The organism is Acidovorax sp. SUPP2539 (genome assembly GCF_030158975.1).
Lineage (GTDB): Bacteria > Pseudomonadota > Gammaproteobacteria > Burkholderiales > Burkholderiaceae_C > Paracidovorax.
In genome coordinates, this window is sequence record NZ_BQXJ01000012.1 from 1 (window position 1) to 17527 (window position 17527).

Below are 17527 nucleotides of genomic sequence, written 5' to 3' on the forward strand. Positions count from 1 at the left end.
CTGGGCGAGCCAGGTGCAGCAGAACCTGCACGACCCGGGCTTCGATCTGCTGCAGCCGCAGGGCGGTGCGCCAGGCCGCGCGGGCGGTCCGGTGCAGCAGTGGCCGGGCAACCGCATCGGCTGGAGCCACGGCGGGGCGGGCGCCGGTGCGGGAACCGGTGCGCAGGGGGGCACCCTGCAGTACCGCTACGACGCCTTCGGCAACCGGGTGCAGGCGCAGCACGCCGATGGGCGCACGCTGCGGCTGGAGTACGACGCGCTGCACCAGTTGACGGCGGTGTTCGAGCAGGCGCTGGGCGAGCCGGGCTGGACGCCGGTGGCGCGCTACCGCTACGACGCGTTCGGGCGGCGTCTGGGCAAGACCGTGGTCCGCGAAGGACATCAGGAGAGCACCCACTACGGCTGGGACGGCGACCGGCTGGTGCACACGCAGGATGGGCAAGGCATCCGGCACACGGTGTACGAGCCGGCCAGCTTCGTGCCGCTGCTGCAGCTGCAGCGCAGGCAGGGGGCCAAGGATGCGGTGCAGATGCTGATGGGCCTGGGTGCAGAGCCGGGCGAAGACACCACGGATGCGGCGAACAGCTTCGCGGCCATGCCGCGGGCGCAGCGGGAGATGGTGCAGGCGGCGCTGAACACCGTGCTGGACCCCGCCAGCGGCGCGCAGGCACTGGCCCTGGTGCAAAAGCACATGCCGCAGGATCTGGCGCAGGCCATGGCGGGCAGCGTGGGCCAGTTGCAGGCCGAGCGACAGGCCCAGGCAGCGGGCAACCCGCTCACCATCCGGCACTACCTGTGCGACCACCTGGGCACACCGATCGGGCTGGTGGACGGCAATGGCGAGAAGGCCGGCGAGATCACCTGGGCGGCCAGCTACGGTGCCTGGGGAGATGTGCAGGAGGAATACAACCCGAACCGGATCGAGCAGAGCATCCGGCTGCAGGGCCAGCAGATCGATGCCGAGACCGGGCTGCATTACAACCGCTTCAGGTACTACGACCCTCACCTGGGGCAGTACATCACGCAGGATCCCATTGGATTGTCTGGCGGCGTGCATCCCAGTACCTATCCGGTCAATCCCGTTCAGTACATTGATCCGCTGGGTCTGTTCGAGTGGACCAATATCGAGATGCCGTCCCTTCCATCGTTCGATGGCAAAGGGGATACGGCAGTTTGCAGCTACTACGATGACATGGCGAAGAGCAAGCCCCAATGCAGTTATTACCCGGCCGGGGCATTGATATGCCGGGGCGAAAATATGAGTGTGAACGCGGTGGTCAAAACGGCCCTCGTCGCAGAGTCTGCCATCCAGGGAAAGTCGCTCAAGCAGTCCGAGGTTTTGACGAGCATCCGGGGGAAACTGGTCGCCTCGGACAAGGCGGCGCAGGCCGCGGGCAAGGTCGATCAAAACGGCTGTACGCAAGGCAATGAAATCGATGCGTACCACGACAAGGCCTTCACCGAATCCGGAGTCAGCAAAAACTTCTATGGCGGTAATTTGTGGCCCCAGGGTACATGGCCGAATCCTGTGCCCCTGGACCCCTCGGCATGGAAATACGACCCCAGGAGAATTTGGAATTGATGAAGAACCCGCGTCCCGAAGCATTGCAAGCCCCTTCGAAATGGATGGCTTACGCGTGTTGGATTCCATTTGCCGTTCTGGGCTTGGGCATCCTCGTGTTCTTTCTGTCGATGGTCGCATCGGCCTTTCAGGAACTGCTGCCCAAATGGGTGGCCGCCCATGATTATTTGCCCAAGGCAATGGCCTATCTGCTGCTGGGCGCCCACGTCCTTCTGACTTCGGGCTTGGTTTTTCTCGTCTTCATCCTGTTTTTCATCAAAAACAAACAGCCGCGGCACGGGTTTTATGTGGGGATGTTTTTTCTCCTTTATTTTCCCTTGCGGGTGTTTTTCATCTTTATGGTGATGCCGCTTTTCCCGCTGTGGTTGGCCCTGGAGTGCGGAGAAATCTGGGTACTGAAAAAGATCTATCGCAAATTCCCGCAGCGGTCGGCACCCCCCTGACGAGAATCGGCCGTCGCAGCGACGCTTGCCGCTGTGATCGGCCGAGTCGGCGGCGCCCTCACTGCGGCAGGATGCCCGGCAGCAGCGGCCGGTCCAGCCGCTGGCGCCACCATTTGAGCGCCTCGCCCATGTGCTCGGGCTTCCAGGCGAGCCAGAAAGTCTCGTCGGGGCGGGGTTCCTCCACCGGCAGCTCCACCAGCACCCCCGTTTCCAGCTCCACCCGGATGCACGCGCGCGGCAGGAAGCCGTGGCCCAGGCCCGCCGCCTGGCAGGCGATCTTGGCCTGCATCGACGGCACGGTGATGCGGCGCTGGCCCGACTGCAGGCCCACGGTGCGGTCGGTGAGCGACCGCGCGCCGTCGCCCACCACCACGGCGGTGTGGTCCAGCAGGTCGCTGCGGGTGATCGGGCGCTGCAGCTGCGCCAGCGGGTGCGTGGCCGTCACGCAGAACACGAACGCCAGGCTGCCCACGGCCACCGCCTTGTAGCCGCCGCCGGCCGGGCCTTCGCCCGCCGCCACGACGATGTCGGCGCGGCCGTCGCGCAGCGCCTCCCAGGTGCCCGTGAGCGCCTCGCAGCCGATGCGCAGGCGCGTGCCGCAGTGCAGGTCCTCGAAGGCGCAGATGTCCTGGTTGAACGCGCTGGTGGGGATGAGCGAGTCGTGCACCAGCCGCAGCTCCGATTCGAACCCCGTGGCGATCTGCCGCATGCGCGATTCGAGCTGGTGCGCGGCCGTGAGCAGCCAGCGGCCTTCCTTGAGCATCTCGTGCCCGGCGGGCGTGAGCGCCACGCGCGGGCCGTTGCGGGTGAAGAGGGCGATGCCGAGCTGCTCCTCCAGCTTGCCGATGGCATAGGAGATGGTGGACGGCACCTTGTGCAGGCGCTCGGAGGCGCCGGCGAACGAGCCGTGGCGGGCGATGGCGTCCACCAGTTCGATGGCTTCGAGGGTGAGTTTCAGCATGGGGGCAGGCTGGGGGATTGAATCATCGAAATTATCGATGATGGATGGCAAAACCTTTCAACCTGCGCCCCATCACGGCGCGGGATACTTTCTTCACCGCAGCACTGAAGCCCAATGAAATCGAGGCGATTTCAGCGACAGGCCCCCAGTGTGAATTTCATCGAAGAAACCGAAAGGAAACGCACCATGCTCGACATCCGCAAAGCCCACCAGCGCGGCAACGCCAACCACGGCTGGCTGCATTCGCACCACACCTTCTCGTTTGGCCATTACCGCGATGCCAACCAGCAAGGCTTCTCGGACCTGCTGGTCATCAACGACGACCGCGTGGCGCCGGGCAAGGGCTTCGGCACGCATCCCCATCGCGACATGGAAATCTTTTCCTATGTGCTGGAAGGCGCGCTGGAGCACCAGGATTCGATGGGCACCGGCTCGGTCATCCGCCCCGGCGACGTGCAGATGATGAGCGCCGGCACCGGCGTGCGCCACAGCGAGTTCAACCACTCGGCCGACGAGCCCGTGCACTTCCTGCAGATCTGGATCGTGCCCGGCGTGACCGGCGCCACGCCCCGCTACCAGCAGGTGCACTTCAGCGAGGCCGAAAAGCGCGGCCGGCTGCGGCTGATCATCTCGCCCGAAGGGGCCGACGGCTCGCTGGCCGTGCACCAGGATGCCCGGGTGCATGCCGGCCTGTTCGATGGCGACGAGGCCGCCGAGCTGGACGTGGGCCCCGGCCGCAACGTGTATGTGCACGTGGCCCGCGGCAGCCTGGAGGTGAACGGCGAGCGCCTGTCCGAAGGCGACGGCGCCCGCATCCGTGACGCTGGTGCCCTGCGCTTTGCCAGGGGCGAAGGCGCCGAGGTGCTGGTGTTCGACCTGCGCCCCAACGAGCTGCCCGCCATGCCGCACTGACCGGTGAGGGGCGGCGGCACCGCCGCCCCGTCTGCCTTCTTTTTTTGTCTTTCGATTCCCCGTTTTTGTTTTCTCTCCTCCATTCACTCGATCCATCCAGGAGTTTTGCCATGACCGCCACCCGCATCAACGCCGCTGCCAAGCCCGTCGCCACCGCCACACCCGGCGCCACACTGCTGAACCCGCAGGACCACACGCTGGTGATGATCGACTTCCAGTCGCAGATGGCCTTCGCCACGCATTCGATCGATGCGATCACGCTGCGCTCCAACGCCGGCCTGGTGGCCAGCGCGGCGGCGGGCTTCGGCGTGTCCACGATCCTGACCACCGTGGCGGAAAAGAGCTTCAGCGGCCCGATGTTCGAGGAGGTGACCGCGCCGTTCCCCGGCCAGGCGCTGCTGGACCGCACGTCGATGAACACCTGGGAAGACGAGGCCGTGATCCGCCGCATCAACGAAATCGGCAAGCCGCGCATCGTGCTGGCGGGCCTGTGGACCAGCGTGTGCATCGTGGGCCCGGCGCTGTCGGCGCTCGACCAGGGCTTCGAGGTGTACGTGATCGCCGATGCAAGCGGCGACATCTCCACCGAGGCCCACCACCGCGCCATGGAGCGCATGGTGCAGGCGGGTGCGCGGCCCATCACGGCGCTGCAGTATCTGCTGGAGCTGCAACGCGACTGGGCGCGCACGGACACGTACGACATGACGACCGGCATCGCCAGAAAGTTCGGTGGCGGCTATGGGTTGGGCATCACCTATGCCAAGGCCATGTTCAACGCCCACGAGGGTTGAAAAGAGCGCACCCTTCGCATTGCCTATCCCCCAAGGAGCCTGCCCATGACCCCGCCCACCACCCCCGACCTGATCCTGCACAACGGCCGCTTCACCACGCTGGACCGCGCCAACCCCACGGCCAGTGCCGTGGCCATCGCGCAGGGGCGCTTCACCCACGTCGGCATGGACCGTGACGTGCTGGCGATGGCCGGGCCGGGCACGCGGCGGATCGACTTGAACGGCCGCAGCGCGCTGCCGGGCCTGATCGACAACCACCTGCACATCATCCGCGGCGGGCTCCACTTCAACATGGAGCTGCGCTGGGACGGCGTGAAGAGCCTGGCCGATGCCATGGGCATGCTGCGGCGCCAGGTGGCGGTCACGCCCGCGCCGCAGTGGGTGCGCGTGGTGGGCGGGTTCACCGAACACCAGTTCGCGGAGAAGCGACTGCCCACCATCGCCGAGCTGAACGCCGTGGCGCCGGACACGCCGGTGTTCATCCTGCACCTGTACGACCGCGCGCTGCTGAACGCCGCCGCGCTGCGCGCCGTGGGCTACACGCGCGACACGCCCGCGCCGCCCGGCGGTGAGATCGTGCGCGATGCGGCCGGCAACCCCACCGGGCTGCTGCTGGCCAAGCCCAATGCGGCCATCCTCTACGCCACGCTGGCCAAGGGCCCCAAGCTGCCGCACGCATACCAGGTGAACTCCACGCGCCACTTCATGCGCGAGCTGAACCGCCTGGGCGTGACGGGCGCCATCGATGCGGGCGGCGGCTTCCAAAGCTACCCCGACGACTACCAGGTGATCCAGGAACTGGCCGATGCCGATCAGCTCACCATCCGCCTGGCCTACAACCTGTTCACGCAAAAGCCGAAGCAGGAAAAGGAAGACTTCCTGAACTGGACGGCCACGTCGCAATACAAGCAGGGCACGGACTACTTTCGCCACAACGGCGCGGGCGAGATGCTGGTGTTCTCGGCGGCGGACTTCGAGGACTTCCGCCAGCCGCGCCCCGACATGGCGCCCGAGATGGAGGACGACCTCGAAGGCGTGGTGCGCATCCTGGCGCAGAACCGCTGGCCCTGGCGCATGCATGCCACCTACGACGAGACCATCGAGCGCGCGCTCGACGTGTTCGAGAAGGTCGATCGCGACACGCCGCTGGCCGGCCTGAACTGGTTCTTCGACCATGCCGAGACCATCTCGGAAAAGTCCATCGACCGCATCGCCGCTTTGGGCGGCGGCGTGGCCGTGCAGCACCGCATGGCCTACCAGGGCGAGTATTTCGTCGAGCGCTACGGCGCCGGCGCGGCCGAGGCCACGCCGCCCGTCAAGCGCATGCTGGACAAGGGCGTCAAGGTCTCGGCCGGCACAGACGCCACGCGCGTGGCCAGCTACAACCCGTGGGTGTCGCTGTCGTGGCTTATCACGGGCAAGACCGTGGGCGGCCTGCAGATCACGCCGCAGCGCAACTGCCTGGACCGCGAAGCGGCGCTGCGGCTGTGGACCGAGAACGTCACCTGGTTCAGCAACGAAGAAGGCAAGAAGGGCCGCATCCAGGCCGGCCAGCTGGCCGACCTGACCGTGCCCGACCGCGACTTCTTCGCCTGCCCCGAATCCGACATCGCCGACACCACGGCGCTGCTCACGGTGGTGGGCGGCAAGGTGGTGTACGGCGCCGGTGATTTCGCCCGATTCGACGACGCGGCACCGCCGCCCGCCATGCCCGACTGGTCGCCCGTGCGCACCTTCGGCGGCTATGCCGGCTGGGGCACGCAGGAGGGCGCGCCGCTGCAGGCCGTGGTGCGCCGCGCCGCCGCCGCGTGCGCCTGCGCCAACGATTGCAACGTGCACGGCCACCAGCACGCCACGGCCTGGAGCAGCCGGCTGCCGATTGCCGACCTGAAGGGCTTTTGGGGCGCCCTGGGCTGCGCCTGCTGGGCGGTGTGACCGTGGCGAACGGAATGGACGCGCTGCGCGGCGCCTTCACCGCGCCCTGGATGCAGTCGCTCGCGCTGCTGTGCCTGTGCGCGGCCTACCTGCAGGGCGGCATCGGCAAGGCGCGAGACTTCGCCGGCGCCGTGGCCGAGATGCGCCGTTTCGGCCTGGCGCCCGCCGCGCCCGTCGCGGTGGCCACCATCGCGCTGCAGCTGGGCGCCTCGCTGCTCATCGTCTCGGGCTGGCACCGCTGGCTGGGCGCGCTGGCGCTGGCCGGATTCACCGTGCTGGCGGCGTTCCTGGCCGACCGCTTCTGGCAGGTGGCACCGCCCGAGCGACAGCGCGCCGCCAACGCATTCTTCGAACATTGGGGCCTGGTGGGCGGCATGCTGCTCGTCGCCTGGCACGACCTGGGAGGCCTCCATGGCACATGACGATCACCCACACGATTCACCGTCCGCCGCAGCCACCGCCGCGTCCGCACCTTCGGGCAGCTTCGCGCCGCTGCGCCTGCCGCTGTTCGCGGTGCTGTGGTCCGCCACGGTGCTGGGCAACATCGGCAGCTTCATGCGCGACGTGGCCAGTTCGTGGATGGTGACCGAGCTGTCGTCCAGCCCCACCGCCGTGGCGCTGGTGCAGACGGCGGCCACGCTGCCGATCTTCCTGCTGGCGATTCCGGCCGGCGTGCTGTCGGACATCCTGGACCGCCGGCGCTTTCTGATCGCCGTGCAGGTGCTGCTGGCCTGCGTGAGCGGCACGCTGCTGGTGATGGCGCGCACGAACACGCTCAGCGTGGAATCGCTCATCGCGCTCACCTTCGTGGGCGGCATCGGCGCGGCGCTCATGGGGCCCACATGGCAGTCCATCGTGCCCGAACTGGTACCCCGCAGCGAGCTGAAAAGCGCCGTGGCGCTCAACTCGCTGGGCATCAACATCGCCCGCGCCATCGGCCCCGCGGCCGGCGGCCTGCTGCTTGCCAGCTTCGGCGCGGCCGCGGCCTATGGCCTGGATGTGGCGAGCTACGGCTTCGTGATCGCCGCGCTGCTGTGGTGGAAGCGCCCCAAGGCCGAGCCCACCGGGCTGAACGAGCAGTTCTTCGGCGCCTTCCGCGCCGGCTTGCGCTACGCGCGCGCCAGCCGCGAACTGCACGTGGTGCTGCTGCGCGCGGCGGTGTTCTTTCTGTTCGCCAGCTCCGTCTGGGCGCTGCTGCCACTGGTGGCGCGGCGCATGCTGGGCGGCACGGCGGGCTTCTACGGCGTGATGCTGGGCGCGGTCGGTGCCGGGGCCATCCTCGGCGCGGTGCTGCTGCCGCGCCTGCGCAAGCGCCTGGATGCCGACGGGCTGGTGCTGCTGGCCTCGCTGCTCACCGCGGGCGTGATGGCCGTGCTCACCCTGGCGCCGCCGCGCGAGGCCGCCGTGGCGCTCATGCTGGTGCTGGGCCTGGGCTGGATCATCGCGCTCACCACGCTCAACGGCGTGGCCCAGGCCGTGTTGCCCAACTGGGTGCGCGGCCGGGGCCTGGCGATCTACCTCATGGTGTTCAACGGCGCCATGGCCGCCGGCAGCCTGGGCTGGGGCCTGGTGGCGGGGCAGGCGGGCCTGCCGGCCACGCTGCTGGCCGGCGCGGGCGGCCTGGTGCTGGCGGCGTGGCTCTTTCACCGCGTGAAGCTGCCCACCGGCGAGGCCGACCTGCAGCCGTCCAACCACTGGCCCGAGCCGCTGCTGGCCGAGCCCGTGGCGCACGACCGCGGCCCGGTGATGGTGCAGATCGAGTACCGCGTGCGCACGCCCGACCTGCCCGCGTTCCTGCAGGCCATGCAGCACGTGGCGCGCGAGCGCCGCCGCGACGGCGCCTATGCCTGGGGCGTGGCGGAACACTCCGCCGAGCCCGGCCGCGTGATCGAGTGGTTCCTGGTCGAGTCGTGGGCCGAGCACCTGCGCCAGCACGGCCGCGTCTCCAAGGCCGACGCGGACCTGCAGGCCGAGGCGCTGCGCTACCACGTGGGGCCGGAGCGGCCGGCAGTGCACCACTATCTGGCGCTGGATGCGCAGAGCGTGGCGGCGGGTGCGGCGTGATGCCGGCGGGGCGGTGGCTGCCGGTACGGGCGTGGCGGGCCGGACGCCGCCACGCCGGATTTCAGGTCGAAAAGGGCTCCAGCACAATATCCACTAGGGGATTTTGCTATTAAATAAATAGCATTCTTTTGCCGGTGCTGCAGGGCCGATGGCGCCGGGCTGGAGCGGCGTCTGCGTCAGGCCACCCGCGCTTCGATGCGCGCGGCACGTGTCATGGTCAACGCTATTCGAGAACGGATGCAAATTTCGGGAAATGAAGAGTGGCTGACACGACCGCTCGACAAAGCAAGAGCAGAAGATTGCCGAACCCAGCAAACCAAGCGTGGGTTTCTCTCCACGACCCAGCAGTGGTTGCCCAGACCCGCAGCATTCCAATCCCTCAGCCGTCGCCGGCAGATCCGCTTTCGGCAGGTCGTGCCGGCCGGTCTCAGTGCGCAGGGAACGCCAGCAGGTACTCCCAGCTCATGCTGGTGGTGCGTGGGTCATTGGCCACCGGCACGCGGCGGATCGCCAGCAACTGATTGATGCCCGCCGTGGGCGTGACCGTCGCAGTGCCGTCTTCAGCCGTCGTGACGGGCGCCCCCTTCTCGCCCAGCGACAGCCGGATGCCGGCGATGGGTTTTCCATCGAACAGCACGCGCACACGCATGGGTTGGCCTGCATCGGGCGTGTCCGCCTCCAGGGCCACGATCTCGAACTGTTGCCCCAGTTCCTTCTTTGCGATCACGCCCCACTGGATGATGGTCTTGTGGTACTTGAGCGCATGCACACCACTGGTGGCGCCGGGGTTCTCGGTCATGGGCTTGTTCACCATCTGGCCACCCTCGACCTTGCTGAAGAAACCGTTGTCGAAGTGGGCCGCCAGCAACGCGGCCTGGCGCTCGGGCTTCACGCGCACCCCATCGGGCCGCAGTTCCACCGCCACGTCGATCTTGCGGCCTCGGCGATCGAAGGCCTGCAGGCTCTTCAGCTTGTGAGCGGGGTAGGTCTCCAGCTGGCCTTCGTGCCCGCCGAACTGCACGAGGTAGCCGCCGCTGGCATCAGGCTCCAGCCAGACGTTGTGGGCCTGCACGGAGCCCAGGCCCAGGGCCAGCGCTGTGATGGCCAGCAGGCGCAGGAGTGGTGTCGGGGTGGTGGTTTTCATGGCGTTCTCCTGGATTGCCTGAGCTTCCTGGATCGGGTGGTCACAGGTCAGAATTGCAGCTTGGTGCCGAGCTTGAAGGTCCGCGGCGCACCGGGTGCGAAGACCTGCGTGCCTCCGATGACCGAGGCCGAGGTGGCATAGGCCTTGTCGCTCACATTGGCGATGGCGGCGTAGATCTCATAGCGGTTGGCGACTCGGTACGCAGCGCTCAGGTCCACCGTGGCATAGCCGCCATAGCCCACGCTGTTGTCGGCGTTCACCGCATAGGCGCCCACCCGGCGCCAGGTGGCAGTGGTGGACCAGTCCGCGGCAGGCCGCCAGGTGGCGCTCACCGTGGCCATGTAGCGCGGCACGCCGGCCACTTGCTTGCCGATGAGGGCCGCATTGCCGTTCTCGGTGATGCGCGAATGTGCGCTGCCCCAGGTGAGGGCCAGGTCCACGTCGCGGTGTGCTGCCCACAGGGCGCTGGCCTCCACGCCGCTGCGCCGCGTGGCGCCATTGTTCTCGTACACGCCGGGGGCCACGGTGCGGATTTCGTCGGAGGAGGTGAGGCGGAAGGCCGCTACATCCAGCACCAGGCCCTGCACGGGCTTGAACTGCGCACCCACCTCGGTCTGGCGAAAGACGTTGGGGTCGAGCGTGGCGGCGCCCAGTGCGTACTTGGCGAAGGTGCTGGGCAAGGCAAAGCCCTCGGCCCAGCTGGCGCGCAGCTGCACGCCCGGCGCGACGTCGGAGCGCACGCCCAGCTTGGGGCTGGCATGGGACATCCTGGCCAGCGGGCCGCAGGGGTCGGTACCCGTCTCGGCACCGTTGCGCTCGCAATTGCCGGTGAAACGGTCCCAGCGCAGGCCGGCCGAGGGTTTGAACAGAGGGTGGATGGGCGCTTCGATCTCTCCGAAGGCCGAGACACTGTTCAGCTTCGAGGTGCGGTTGTTGATGGCAGGGGCCAGGCGCGCACGGTTGTCCAGCCCGTCGAAGTACAGGTAGTCGGTGGCTTCGCGGAAAGTCTCCAGCCCGGCCACCCAGTTCAGCGGGGTTCCTGCCACCGGGGTGCGGCCGTTCAGGCTGGTGCCTGCACCATGGACATTGCGGTCGTAAGTCTCCTCGCGCTGGCGCCAGGTGGTGGCATTGACCGGGCGGCTGAACCAGCGCGTGAAGTCCTGCTGCGTGGTGTAGGCAAACGTCAGCAGCTTCACGTCGGGCGAGAGTGCGTAGTTCACGTCCGCGCGCAGCGTGGCGAAGTGCTTGTTGGCGCCATCGTTCATGGCGCGCGGGTCCTTGCCATAGGGGTTCTGCGCGAACTGCGCGGCCGTGACGTAGCCGGGCGAATCGCCATCGGCCTCGTGCCAGCGGCCCGACAGCGCTACGTCCAGGTCGGCGCTGATGCGCTTGCTCCAGCGGCCTGCCAATGTGCTGCGGTGATCGTCCGACTGTGCCCGGAAGCCATCGGTGCGGTGGTGCTGCGCCGCCAGGTTCAGGTATTCCCCCTCACCCAGTTTGAGACCCCATGCGCCTTGCAGATCCACCGTGCTGTGGGAGCCGAGACTCGCATCCACCTCCCGGTACTCGCCACGCTTGCGCGTCTCTATCGCCATCAGCCCGGCGCGATTAAAGTTGCCGTACAGCGCCGATACGGGGCCCTTGTAGAGCGTGAAGCGCTCGATCTCCAGCGGCACGATGACATTGAGGTCCACATACCCATCGGCGTGCGACATGGCTTCGTTCAACGGAATACCGTCGAGCACGACGCCCACGTCGCCGCCATGCCCACCACCGCCAAAGCCGCGCATCACGATGGTGTCGGCCACGCCCGAGAGCTGGTAGTTCTGCACGTTCATTCCGGGCACATGGCGCAGCAGCTCTGTCGGCTGGCTCACATGCTTGTCGGCGATCTCTTCGCTGTCGAAGCTCGTGCTGGAATAGGCGGAGGCAGCCCCCTGAAGCGCCTGACCTTTGATCTCGATGGAGTCCAGGGTGGGCGAGGCTTGCTGAGCCGCGGCACACTGGGCTCCTAGGGCCAGCGCCATGGCGGCGTACAGGGGGCGACCATGCAGATTGCTGGCCTGGTGCAGGAAGGGACCTCGTGTCATGGGTTTTGCGGTATGAAATGAAGACGTAGGACCGGTGGGCCACGCAGGGTCCATCCCGATCATGGGTCTCGTGCAGTTGCGTCATATGCCCGCGCAGGATGTCGCGGATGGCGCCATGGCGTTGCAGCGCAGTTCCAAGGCTCGCCGAGTATGAAGAACTGCCGTTTGATCTTCAATACGCCGGATGGCGTATCGCAGCTCCCAGCCGAGGCCCGGGTTCATCCAGGCGCCCAGCGGTGGGGCGGCCGCAACGGCACCCGGCTGGCGCGGCGCGCGGGACGCCGATTGAGGACCTCCTTCGTGGAGGCGAAGGCATCGTGCCCGTTGTTGTGGTCGATGCAGCCGCGATGCGCAGCGACAAGGCCAGTTGCCGCTTACGCCTTCACATCAACCACCGGTTCGAAGCCCCCAAAGATCATGCGTTTGCCGTCAAAGGGTATGGGCAGGTTGCCGGGAACAGAGGGGTCCATGCGCGGGTCTTCCATCATCTTCTTCATCCCTGCGTCGCGCGTGGCCTTGTCTGGCCATTCAATCCAGGAAAAAGCCACCGTCTCCTCTGCCGTGGCCTGCACCGCTCTGCGGAAATCGGTGACCTTGCCGTCCGGGACATCGTCGCCCCAGCACTCGATCACACGGATCGCCCCCAACTCGATGAATATGGGGTCGAGCGTACGGGCATGCTCGATGAACTTTTGCTTGTTGGCGGTAGGGACTGCGATCACGAAACCATCGATGTACGACATGTCATCACTCCTGTTGGATTGATCGTTGGCGCGCTCGTTGGGGCATGCCCCGTATTCCATCCGCTGGCGGCAGGAGAACCAATTCGATCGTCAGGACGGACCGGGGGCAACGGGTCATGAGAGGCGCATGAACCGCGCAAAAGCCTATCGCTTCCGACAGCGCGGCCCTCTCAGGATAGACCCTCGGGGCGCGGACCGCTGCCGCTGCAAGATTCTTCAATCATGCCGTGGGCTGGCCGGCCTGCACACGGACCATGAATGAAGGTGCGCCGTGGTCCGGGCGAGTGGCGCCGTGCGCATCAAGCCTCGGACACCGCCGCCACTTCCACCACGCAGTCGTAGAACGTGGGCGCCGCACCGATGTCGGACAGGGCCTGGCTGGTCAGCTCGTTCACGTTGGTGCCGTTCACGCCGAACTTGCGCCACCAGATGCCCAGGCCGTTGACCACGCCGGGGCGGGCGCGGCCGTTCACGGCGGCGTGGCATTCGTAGCTGCCGCGGTCGTTGAACACGCGCACCCGCGTACCGTCGGCGATGCCGCGCGGGGCGGCATCGTCGGGGTGGATCTCCAGCACCGGCTGCGTCTCGATGTTGCGCAGGCTCTGCACGTTCACGAAGGTGGAGTTGAGGAAGTTGCGCGCGGGCGGCGAGATCATGGCCAGCGGGTAGCGGCCGCCGGGCTGCGGCAGCTCGTGGTTGGGCACGTGCACCGGCACGGGCGGCAGGCCCTGGGCCGCCAGCCGCTCGCTGTAGAACTCGCACTTGCCCGACGGCGTGTGAAAGCCGCCTTCGACGAACGGCGCATCGGGCAGGGGCAGGGGCGCGAAGCCCACTTCCAGCAGTTGCCCGAAGTCGATGCGATCGCCGTAGGCCTGGCGGCACAGGGCCTCGTCGCTGTCGGCAAAGCAGGGCTCGGTGTAGCCCATGCGCTCGGCCAGGTCGCGGAAGATGCGGGCGTTGGAGCGCGACTCGCCCAGCGGCGCGATGGCCGGGCGGTTGAGCAGCACGTCGGTGTGGCCGTAGGAGACGTGCACGTCCCAGTGCTCCAGCTGCGTGGTGGCGGGCAGCAGGTAGTCGGCGTAGTCGGCCGTGTCGGTGCGAAAGTGCTCCAGCACCACGGTGAACAGGTCGTCGCGGGCGAAGCCCCGGGCCACCTGCGCGGAGTCGGGCGCCACGGCCACGGGGTTGCTGTTGTAGACCACGACGGCCTCGATCTTCGGGCCGAACTCCGGCGAGGCTTCGCGCAGCAGGTCGTCGCCGATGGTCACCATGTTGATGGTGCGCGGCACCGGGCCCGTGTGTAGGTCGGGGCGCTGCAACTGGGCGCGCTGCACGGGAAAGTGGCCGGAGCTCGACAGCAGCAGGCCGCCAGCGCGGTGGCGCCAGGCGCCGGTGAGCGCAGGCAGGCAGGCCACGGCGCGCGTGGCGTTGCCGCCGCCGCGCACGCGCTGCATGCCGTAGTTCAGGCGGATGGCGGCGGGCCGCGTGGTGCCGTAGTCGCGCGCCAGCTGGCGGATCTGTTCCACCGGCAGGCCGCAGACCTCGGCCGCGCGCTCGGGCGGCCACTGCAGCGCGTTCTCGCGCAGCGCGTCCCAGCCCACGGTGTACTGCGCGATGTAGTCGTGGTCGAGCCAGTCGTTGGCGATCAGTTCGTGCATGAGCGACAGGGCCAGGGCCGCATCGGTGCCGGGGCGCAGCTGCAGGTGTTCGTGGCACTTCTCGGCGGTCTCGCTCTTGCGCGGGTCGATGCACACCAGCCGGGCGCCGTCGCGCTTGGCCTGCTGCGCGTAGCGCCAGAAGTGCAGGTTGCTGCCGATGGAGTTGCTGCCCCAGATGACGATGAGGCGCGATTCGGCGAAGAACTCCACCTTCATGCCCAGCTTGCCGCCCAGCGTGTAGTTCAGGCCCTCGCCGCCGGCGGTGGAGCAGATGGTGCGGCCCAGCTGCGATGCGCCCAGCCGGTTGAAAAAGCGCCGGTCCATGCTTTCGCCCTGCACCAGGCCCATGGTGCCGGCATAGCTGTAGGGCAGGACGGCCTGCGGGGCGTGGGCGGCGATGCGCGTCAAACGCGCGGCGATATCGGTGAGCGCCTCGTCCCATGTCACCGCCTCGAACTGCGCCCCCGGGCCCTTGGGGCCGACGCGCCGCAGCGGCTGCAGCAGGCGGTCGGGGTGGTTCGTGCGCTCGGCATAGCGCGACACCTTGGCGCACAGCACGCCGCCGGTGTGGCCGTGCGCCGGGTTGCCCTGCACGCGGGTGGCCACGCCGTTGTCCACGGTGGTGAGCAGGGCGCAGGCGTCGGGGCAGTCGTGGGGGCAGGCCCCGCGCACTTGCCGGACCGGCTCGGAAAGGGGGGAGATTTCAGTCGTGGACATAGGGGTTTTCCTGTCGATACACTCACCGACCAGCAGCGATGGCGGGGTGGCGACCCTGCGGAACGTCGACGTTTTTGATCGAAGAGGGGATTTCACCATGAAGCATATTGCGTTGGGGCGCAGACGGTTTTCCATCGGCCTGGGGGCCGCCGCGCTCGGCGGTTTCGGGCTGGCACGGGCGCAATCGGAGGCGCCCATCGTGCTGGGACAGTCCGCCCCGTTCAGCGGGCCCGCCGCGCAACTGGGGGTGCAACTGCACCAGGGGGCCCAGCTTTACTTCGAGCAGTGGAATGCCCAGGCGGGCTCCGGCCGGCGCACGGTGGAGCTGCGCACGCTGGATGACGGCTACGAGCCCGACCGCTGCGCCGCCAACACGCGCAAGTTCATTACCGACGATGTGTTCGCGCTGTTCGGCTACGTGGGCACGCCCACCAGCCTGGCGGCGATGCCGCTGCTCACGCAGGCCAAGCTGCCGTTCTTCGCGCCGTTCACCGGGGCCGAGGCCTTGCGCCAGCCCTTGAACAAATTGGTGTTCCACGTGCGGGCCTCCTACAACGACGAGACCGCCGCCATCGTGAACAAGCTCACCCACCTGGGCCTGAGCAAGATCGGCGTTTTCTACCAAAACGATGCCTATGGCAAGGCGGGCCTGGATGGTATGGTGCTGGCACTGGGCGCCCACAAACTCGCCCCGGTGGCGCAGGCCACGGTCGAGCGCAATTCGGTGGACGTGGCCGCGGCGGTACGCACCCTGGTGGCGGCCCGGCCCGAGGCGGTCGTGCAGGTCAGCACCTATGCCGCCAGCGCTGCCTTCGTGCGCGCCGCGCGCAAGGCGGGCTACGGCGGCACGTTCTACAACCTGTCGTTCGTGGGCACGCAGGCGCTGATGGACGAACTCAAGGCCGATGGCGCGGGCGTGGTGGTCTCGCAGGTGATGCCCTCGCCCTACCAGTCCGCCCGGCAGCTCACGCGGGAGTTCCAGGACGCGATCAAGAAGGGCGGCAACAAGGTCCAGGCCAATTACTCCAGCCTGGAGGGCTACCTGGCCGCGCGCGTGTTCACCGAGGGGTTGCGCCAGGCCGGCGGCCGGCCCACGCGCGAATCGCTGATCTCGGCGCTGGAAGGGTTCGGCACGCAGCAGATCGCGGGCTTCCAGGTGGCGTTCGGCCCCGGCAACCACATGGGGTCGCACTTCGTGGAGATGTCGATGCTCACGGGCGACGGCCGCGTGCGCGTCTGACCCGGCGGGTAGCTTTCCTTTCCTACAGCTGGCGCGTCGCCGCCAGCCCCTGCATGAAGGCCTCGCAGCGGGCGAGCTGGTCCAGCGAGACGTATTCGTCGGGCTGGTGCGCCTGCTGGATGCTGCCCGGCCCGCACACCACGGTGGGAATCCCGGCGTTCTTGAACAGCCCCGCCTCGGTGCCGAAGGCCACCAGCGTGGTGCCCTGTTCCCCGGCCAGGCGCTGCGCGAGCCGCGTGACGGCATCGTCCCGGTTGCCCAGGAAGCTCGGGATCTCGCAGATCGTCTCGAAGGTGATGCCGGTGCTGGGCGCCACTTTCTGCATCGCGGGTTCCAGCGACCGGGCATAGGCGATCACCTCGGCCTGCATGCCGGCGGCGTCCGCCGTGGGCAGGTCGCGGAATTCATAGCGGAACTCGGCATCGCGCGGCACCACGTTGTCGGCGATGCCACCATGGAACTGGCCCACGCTGGCGGTGGAGAAGGGCACGTCGAAGCCTTCGAAGCGCGGTTCGTGCTGCTCGAAGCCCTCGGCCATGTCGCGCACGCGACCCACCACGCGCGCGGCCATCTCGATGGCATTCACCGAATGCGGCGTGAGCGAGGAGTGCGCCTCCTTGCCGCGCACGCAGCACTTGTAGCGGTACACGCCCTTGTGCGCGATGGCCGGCACCATGCTGGTGGGCTCGCCCACGATGCAGGCCAGCGGGCGGATGCCGGCGTCCTTCATGTCGGCGATGAGCTCCTTCACGCCGAAGCAGCCCACCTCCTCGTCGTAGCTGAAGGCGTAGTGGATGGCGAAAGGGGCATCGCTGTTCAGGAACGCTTCGGCCTGCGCGAGCGCGATGGCGATGAAAGCTTTCATGTCGGCGCTGCCCCGGCCGTACAGGCGCCCGTCCTGCACGGTGGCGCCCAGCGGGTCGAAGGTCCAGTCCTGGCCGTCCCACGGCACGGTGTCGGTGTGCCCGGACAGGATGATGCCGGCGGGCTTGCCCTCGCCCAGCGTGGCGAACAGATTGGCCTTGGTCTTGCTTGCGTTGTGGGTCACCCGGCACTTCACCCCCAGGCGGGCCAGCGCCTGCTGCACGAAGTCGATGAGCGCCAGGTTCGGGTTCTGGCTGACCGTGTTCATGCGGACCAGGGTCTGGGCGAGGGAAAGGGCGTGGTCGGAGATCATGGGTGGAGTTTCCAATCCCCGGTTGTCGGGCTGCATGCACCGGGGCTAGACTGTGAGATCGCAAGGCAAG

At 67.8% G+C, this 17527-nt stretch carries 14 protein-coding genes; 8 read left to right on the forward strand and 6 right to left on the reverse strand.

Translation table 11 applies throughout. From position 1 onward, the window contains the following. Both AVTE2539_RS25720 and AVTE2539_RS25725 read left to right on the forward strand, forming a co-directional pair. Positions 1-1582: RHS repeat-associated core domain-containing protein (locus AVTE2539_RS25720; RefSeq protein WP_284415103.1), on the forward strand; the 1582-nt coding region annotated here is incomplete at its 5' end. Further along, positions 1582-2025, forward strand: coding sequence for a hypothetical protein (locus AVTE2539_RS25725; RefSeq protein ID WP_284415105.1), 444 nt, complete (start codon positions 1582-1584; stop codon positions 2023-2025). The genes AVTE2539_RS25720 and AVTE2539_RS25725, both read left to right, overlap by 1 nt. A 58-nt stretch (positions 2026-2083) precedes the next feature. Here the strand turns inward: AVTE2539_RS25725 and AVTE2539_RS25730 are convergent, their stop codons facing one another. Further along, positions 2084-2986, reverse strand: a complete 903-nt coding sequence (locus tag AVTE2539_RS25730) for a LysR family transcriptional regulator (protein WP_284415107.1) — start codon at positions 2984-2986, stop codon at positions 2084-2086. 186 nt (positions 2987-3172) lie between these two features. Between AVTE2539_RS25730 and AVTE2539_RS25735 the strand changes: the two genes are divergently transcribed. From AVTE2539_RS25735 to AVTE2539_RS25755, 5 genes are all read left to right on the forward strand, one after another. Beyond that, on the forward strand, positions 3173-3898 hold the full coding sequence (locus AVTE2539_RS25735) for a pirin family protein (RefSeq protein WP_272566989.1): 726 nt from the start codon (positions 3173-3175) through the stop codon (positions 3896-3898). A 110-nt stretch (positions 3899-4008) separates the two neighbouring features. Then, positions 4009-4689, forward strand: coding sequence for a hydrolase (locus AVTE2539_RS25740; protein ID WP_284415109.1), 681 nt, complete (start codon positions 4009-4011; stop codon positions 4687-4689). Positions 4690-4734: 45 nt separating this feature from the next. Then, entirely contained in the window at positions 4735-6624 is a 1890-nt protein-coding gene (locus AVTE2539_RS25745; RefSeq protein ID WP_284415111.1) for an amidohydrolase, read from the forward strand. 14 nt (positions 6625-6638) lie between these two features. Further along, the gene (locus AVTE2539_RS25750; protein ID WP_284415122.1) at positions 6639-7046 is read left to right on the forward strand and encodes a DoxX family protein; all 408 of its coding nucleotides are present in this window, start codon (positions 6639-6641) and stop codon (positions 7044-7046) included. Beyond that, on the forward strand, positions 7036-8688 hold the full coding sequence (locus AVTE2539_RS25755; protein WP_284415123.1) for an MFS transporter: 1653 nt from the start codon (positions 7036-7038) through the stop codon (positions 8686-8688). Before AVTE2539_RS25750 ends, AVTE2539_RS25755 begins: the two co-directional genes overlap by 11 nt. Positions 8689-9115: 427 nt before the next feature. On the opposite strand, the gene AVTE2539_RS25760 is transcribed toward AVTE2539_RS25755, so the two are convergent. The 4 genes from AVTE2539_RS25760 to AVTE2539_RS25775 all read right to left on the reverse strand — a co-directional run bounded on the left by AVTE2539_RS25760 (position 9116) and on the right by AVTE2539_RS25775 (position 15040). Next, a complete protein-coding gene (locus AVTE2539_RS25760; protein WP_284415124.1) occupies positions 9116-9832 on the reverse strand; it encodes a DUF4198 domain-containing protein in 717 nt (238 codons plus the stop codon). Positions 9833-9879: 47 nt separating this feature from the next. Continuing rightward, on the reverse strand, positions 9880-11922 hold the full coding sequence (locus AVTE2539_RS25765; RefSeq protein WP_284415125.1) for a TonB-dependent receptor: 2043 nt from the start codon (positions 11920-11922) through the stop codon (positions 9880-9882). A gap of 374 nt (positions 11923-12296) precedes the next feature. Then, positions 12297-12665 (reverse strand): DUF1428 domain-containing protein, encoded by a 369-nt coding sequence (locus AVTE2539_RS25770; RefSeq protein WP_284415126.1) that lies wholly within the window; start codon positions 12663-12665, stop codon positions 12297-12299. Between the two features lie 299 nt (positions 12666-12964). After that, complete coding sequence (locus AVTE2539_RS25775; RefSeq protein WP_284415128.1) at positions 12965-15040, reverse strand: molybdopterin-containing oxidoreductase family protein; 2076 nt, start codon at positions 15038-15040, stop codon at positions 12965-12967. Positions 15041-15137: 97 nt separating this feature from the next. Here AVTE2539_RS25775 and AVTE2539_RS25780 point away from each other — a divergent pair, with 97 nt between their 5' ends. Continuing rightward, positions 15138-16280 carry an ABC transporter substrate-binding protein gene (locus AVTE2539_RS25780; RefSeq protein ID WP_284407388.1) on the forward strand — a complete coding sequence of 381 codons (1143 nt, stop codon included), beginning with the start codon at positions 15138-15140 and terminating at the stop codon, positions 16278-16280. Positions 16281-16302: 22 nt separating this feature from the next. Here AVTE2539_RS25780 and argE read toward each other — a convergent pair whose 3' ends face one another. After that, positions 16303-17457, reverse strand: coding sequence for an acetylornithine deacetylase (gene argE / locus AVTE2539_RS25785; RefSeq protein WP_284415129.1), 1155 nt, complete (start codon positions 17455-17457; stop codon positions 16303-16305). Positions 17458-17527: the final 70 nt, after the last annotated feature.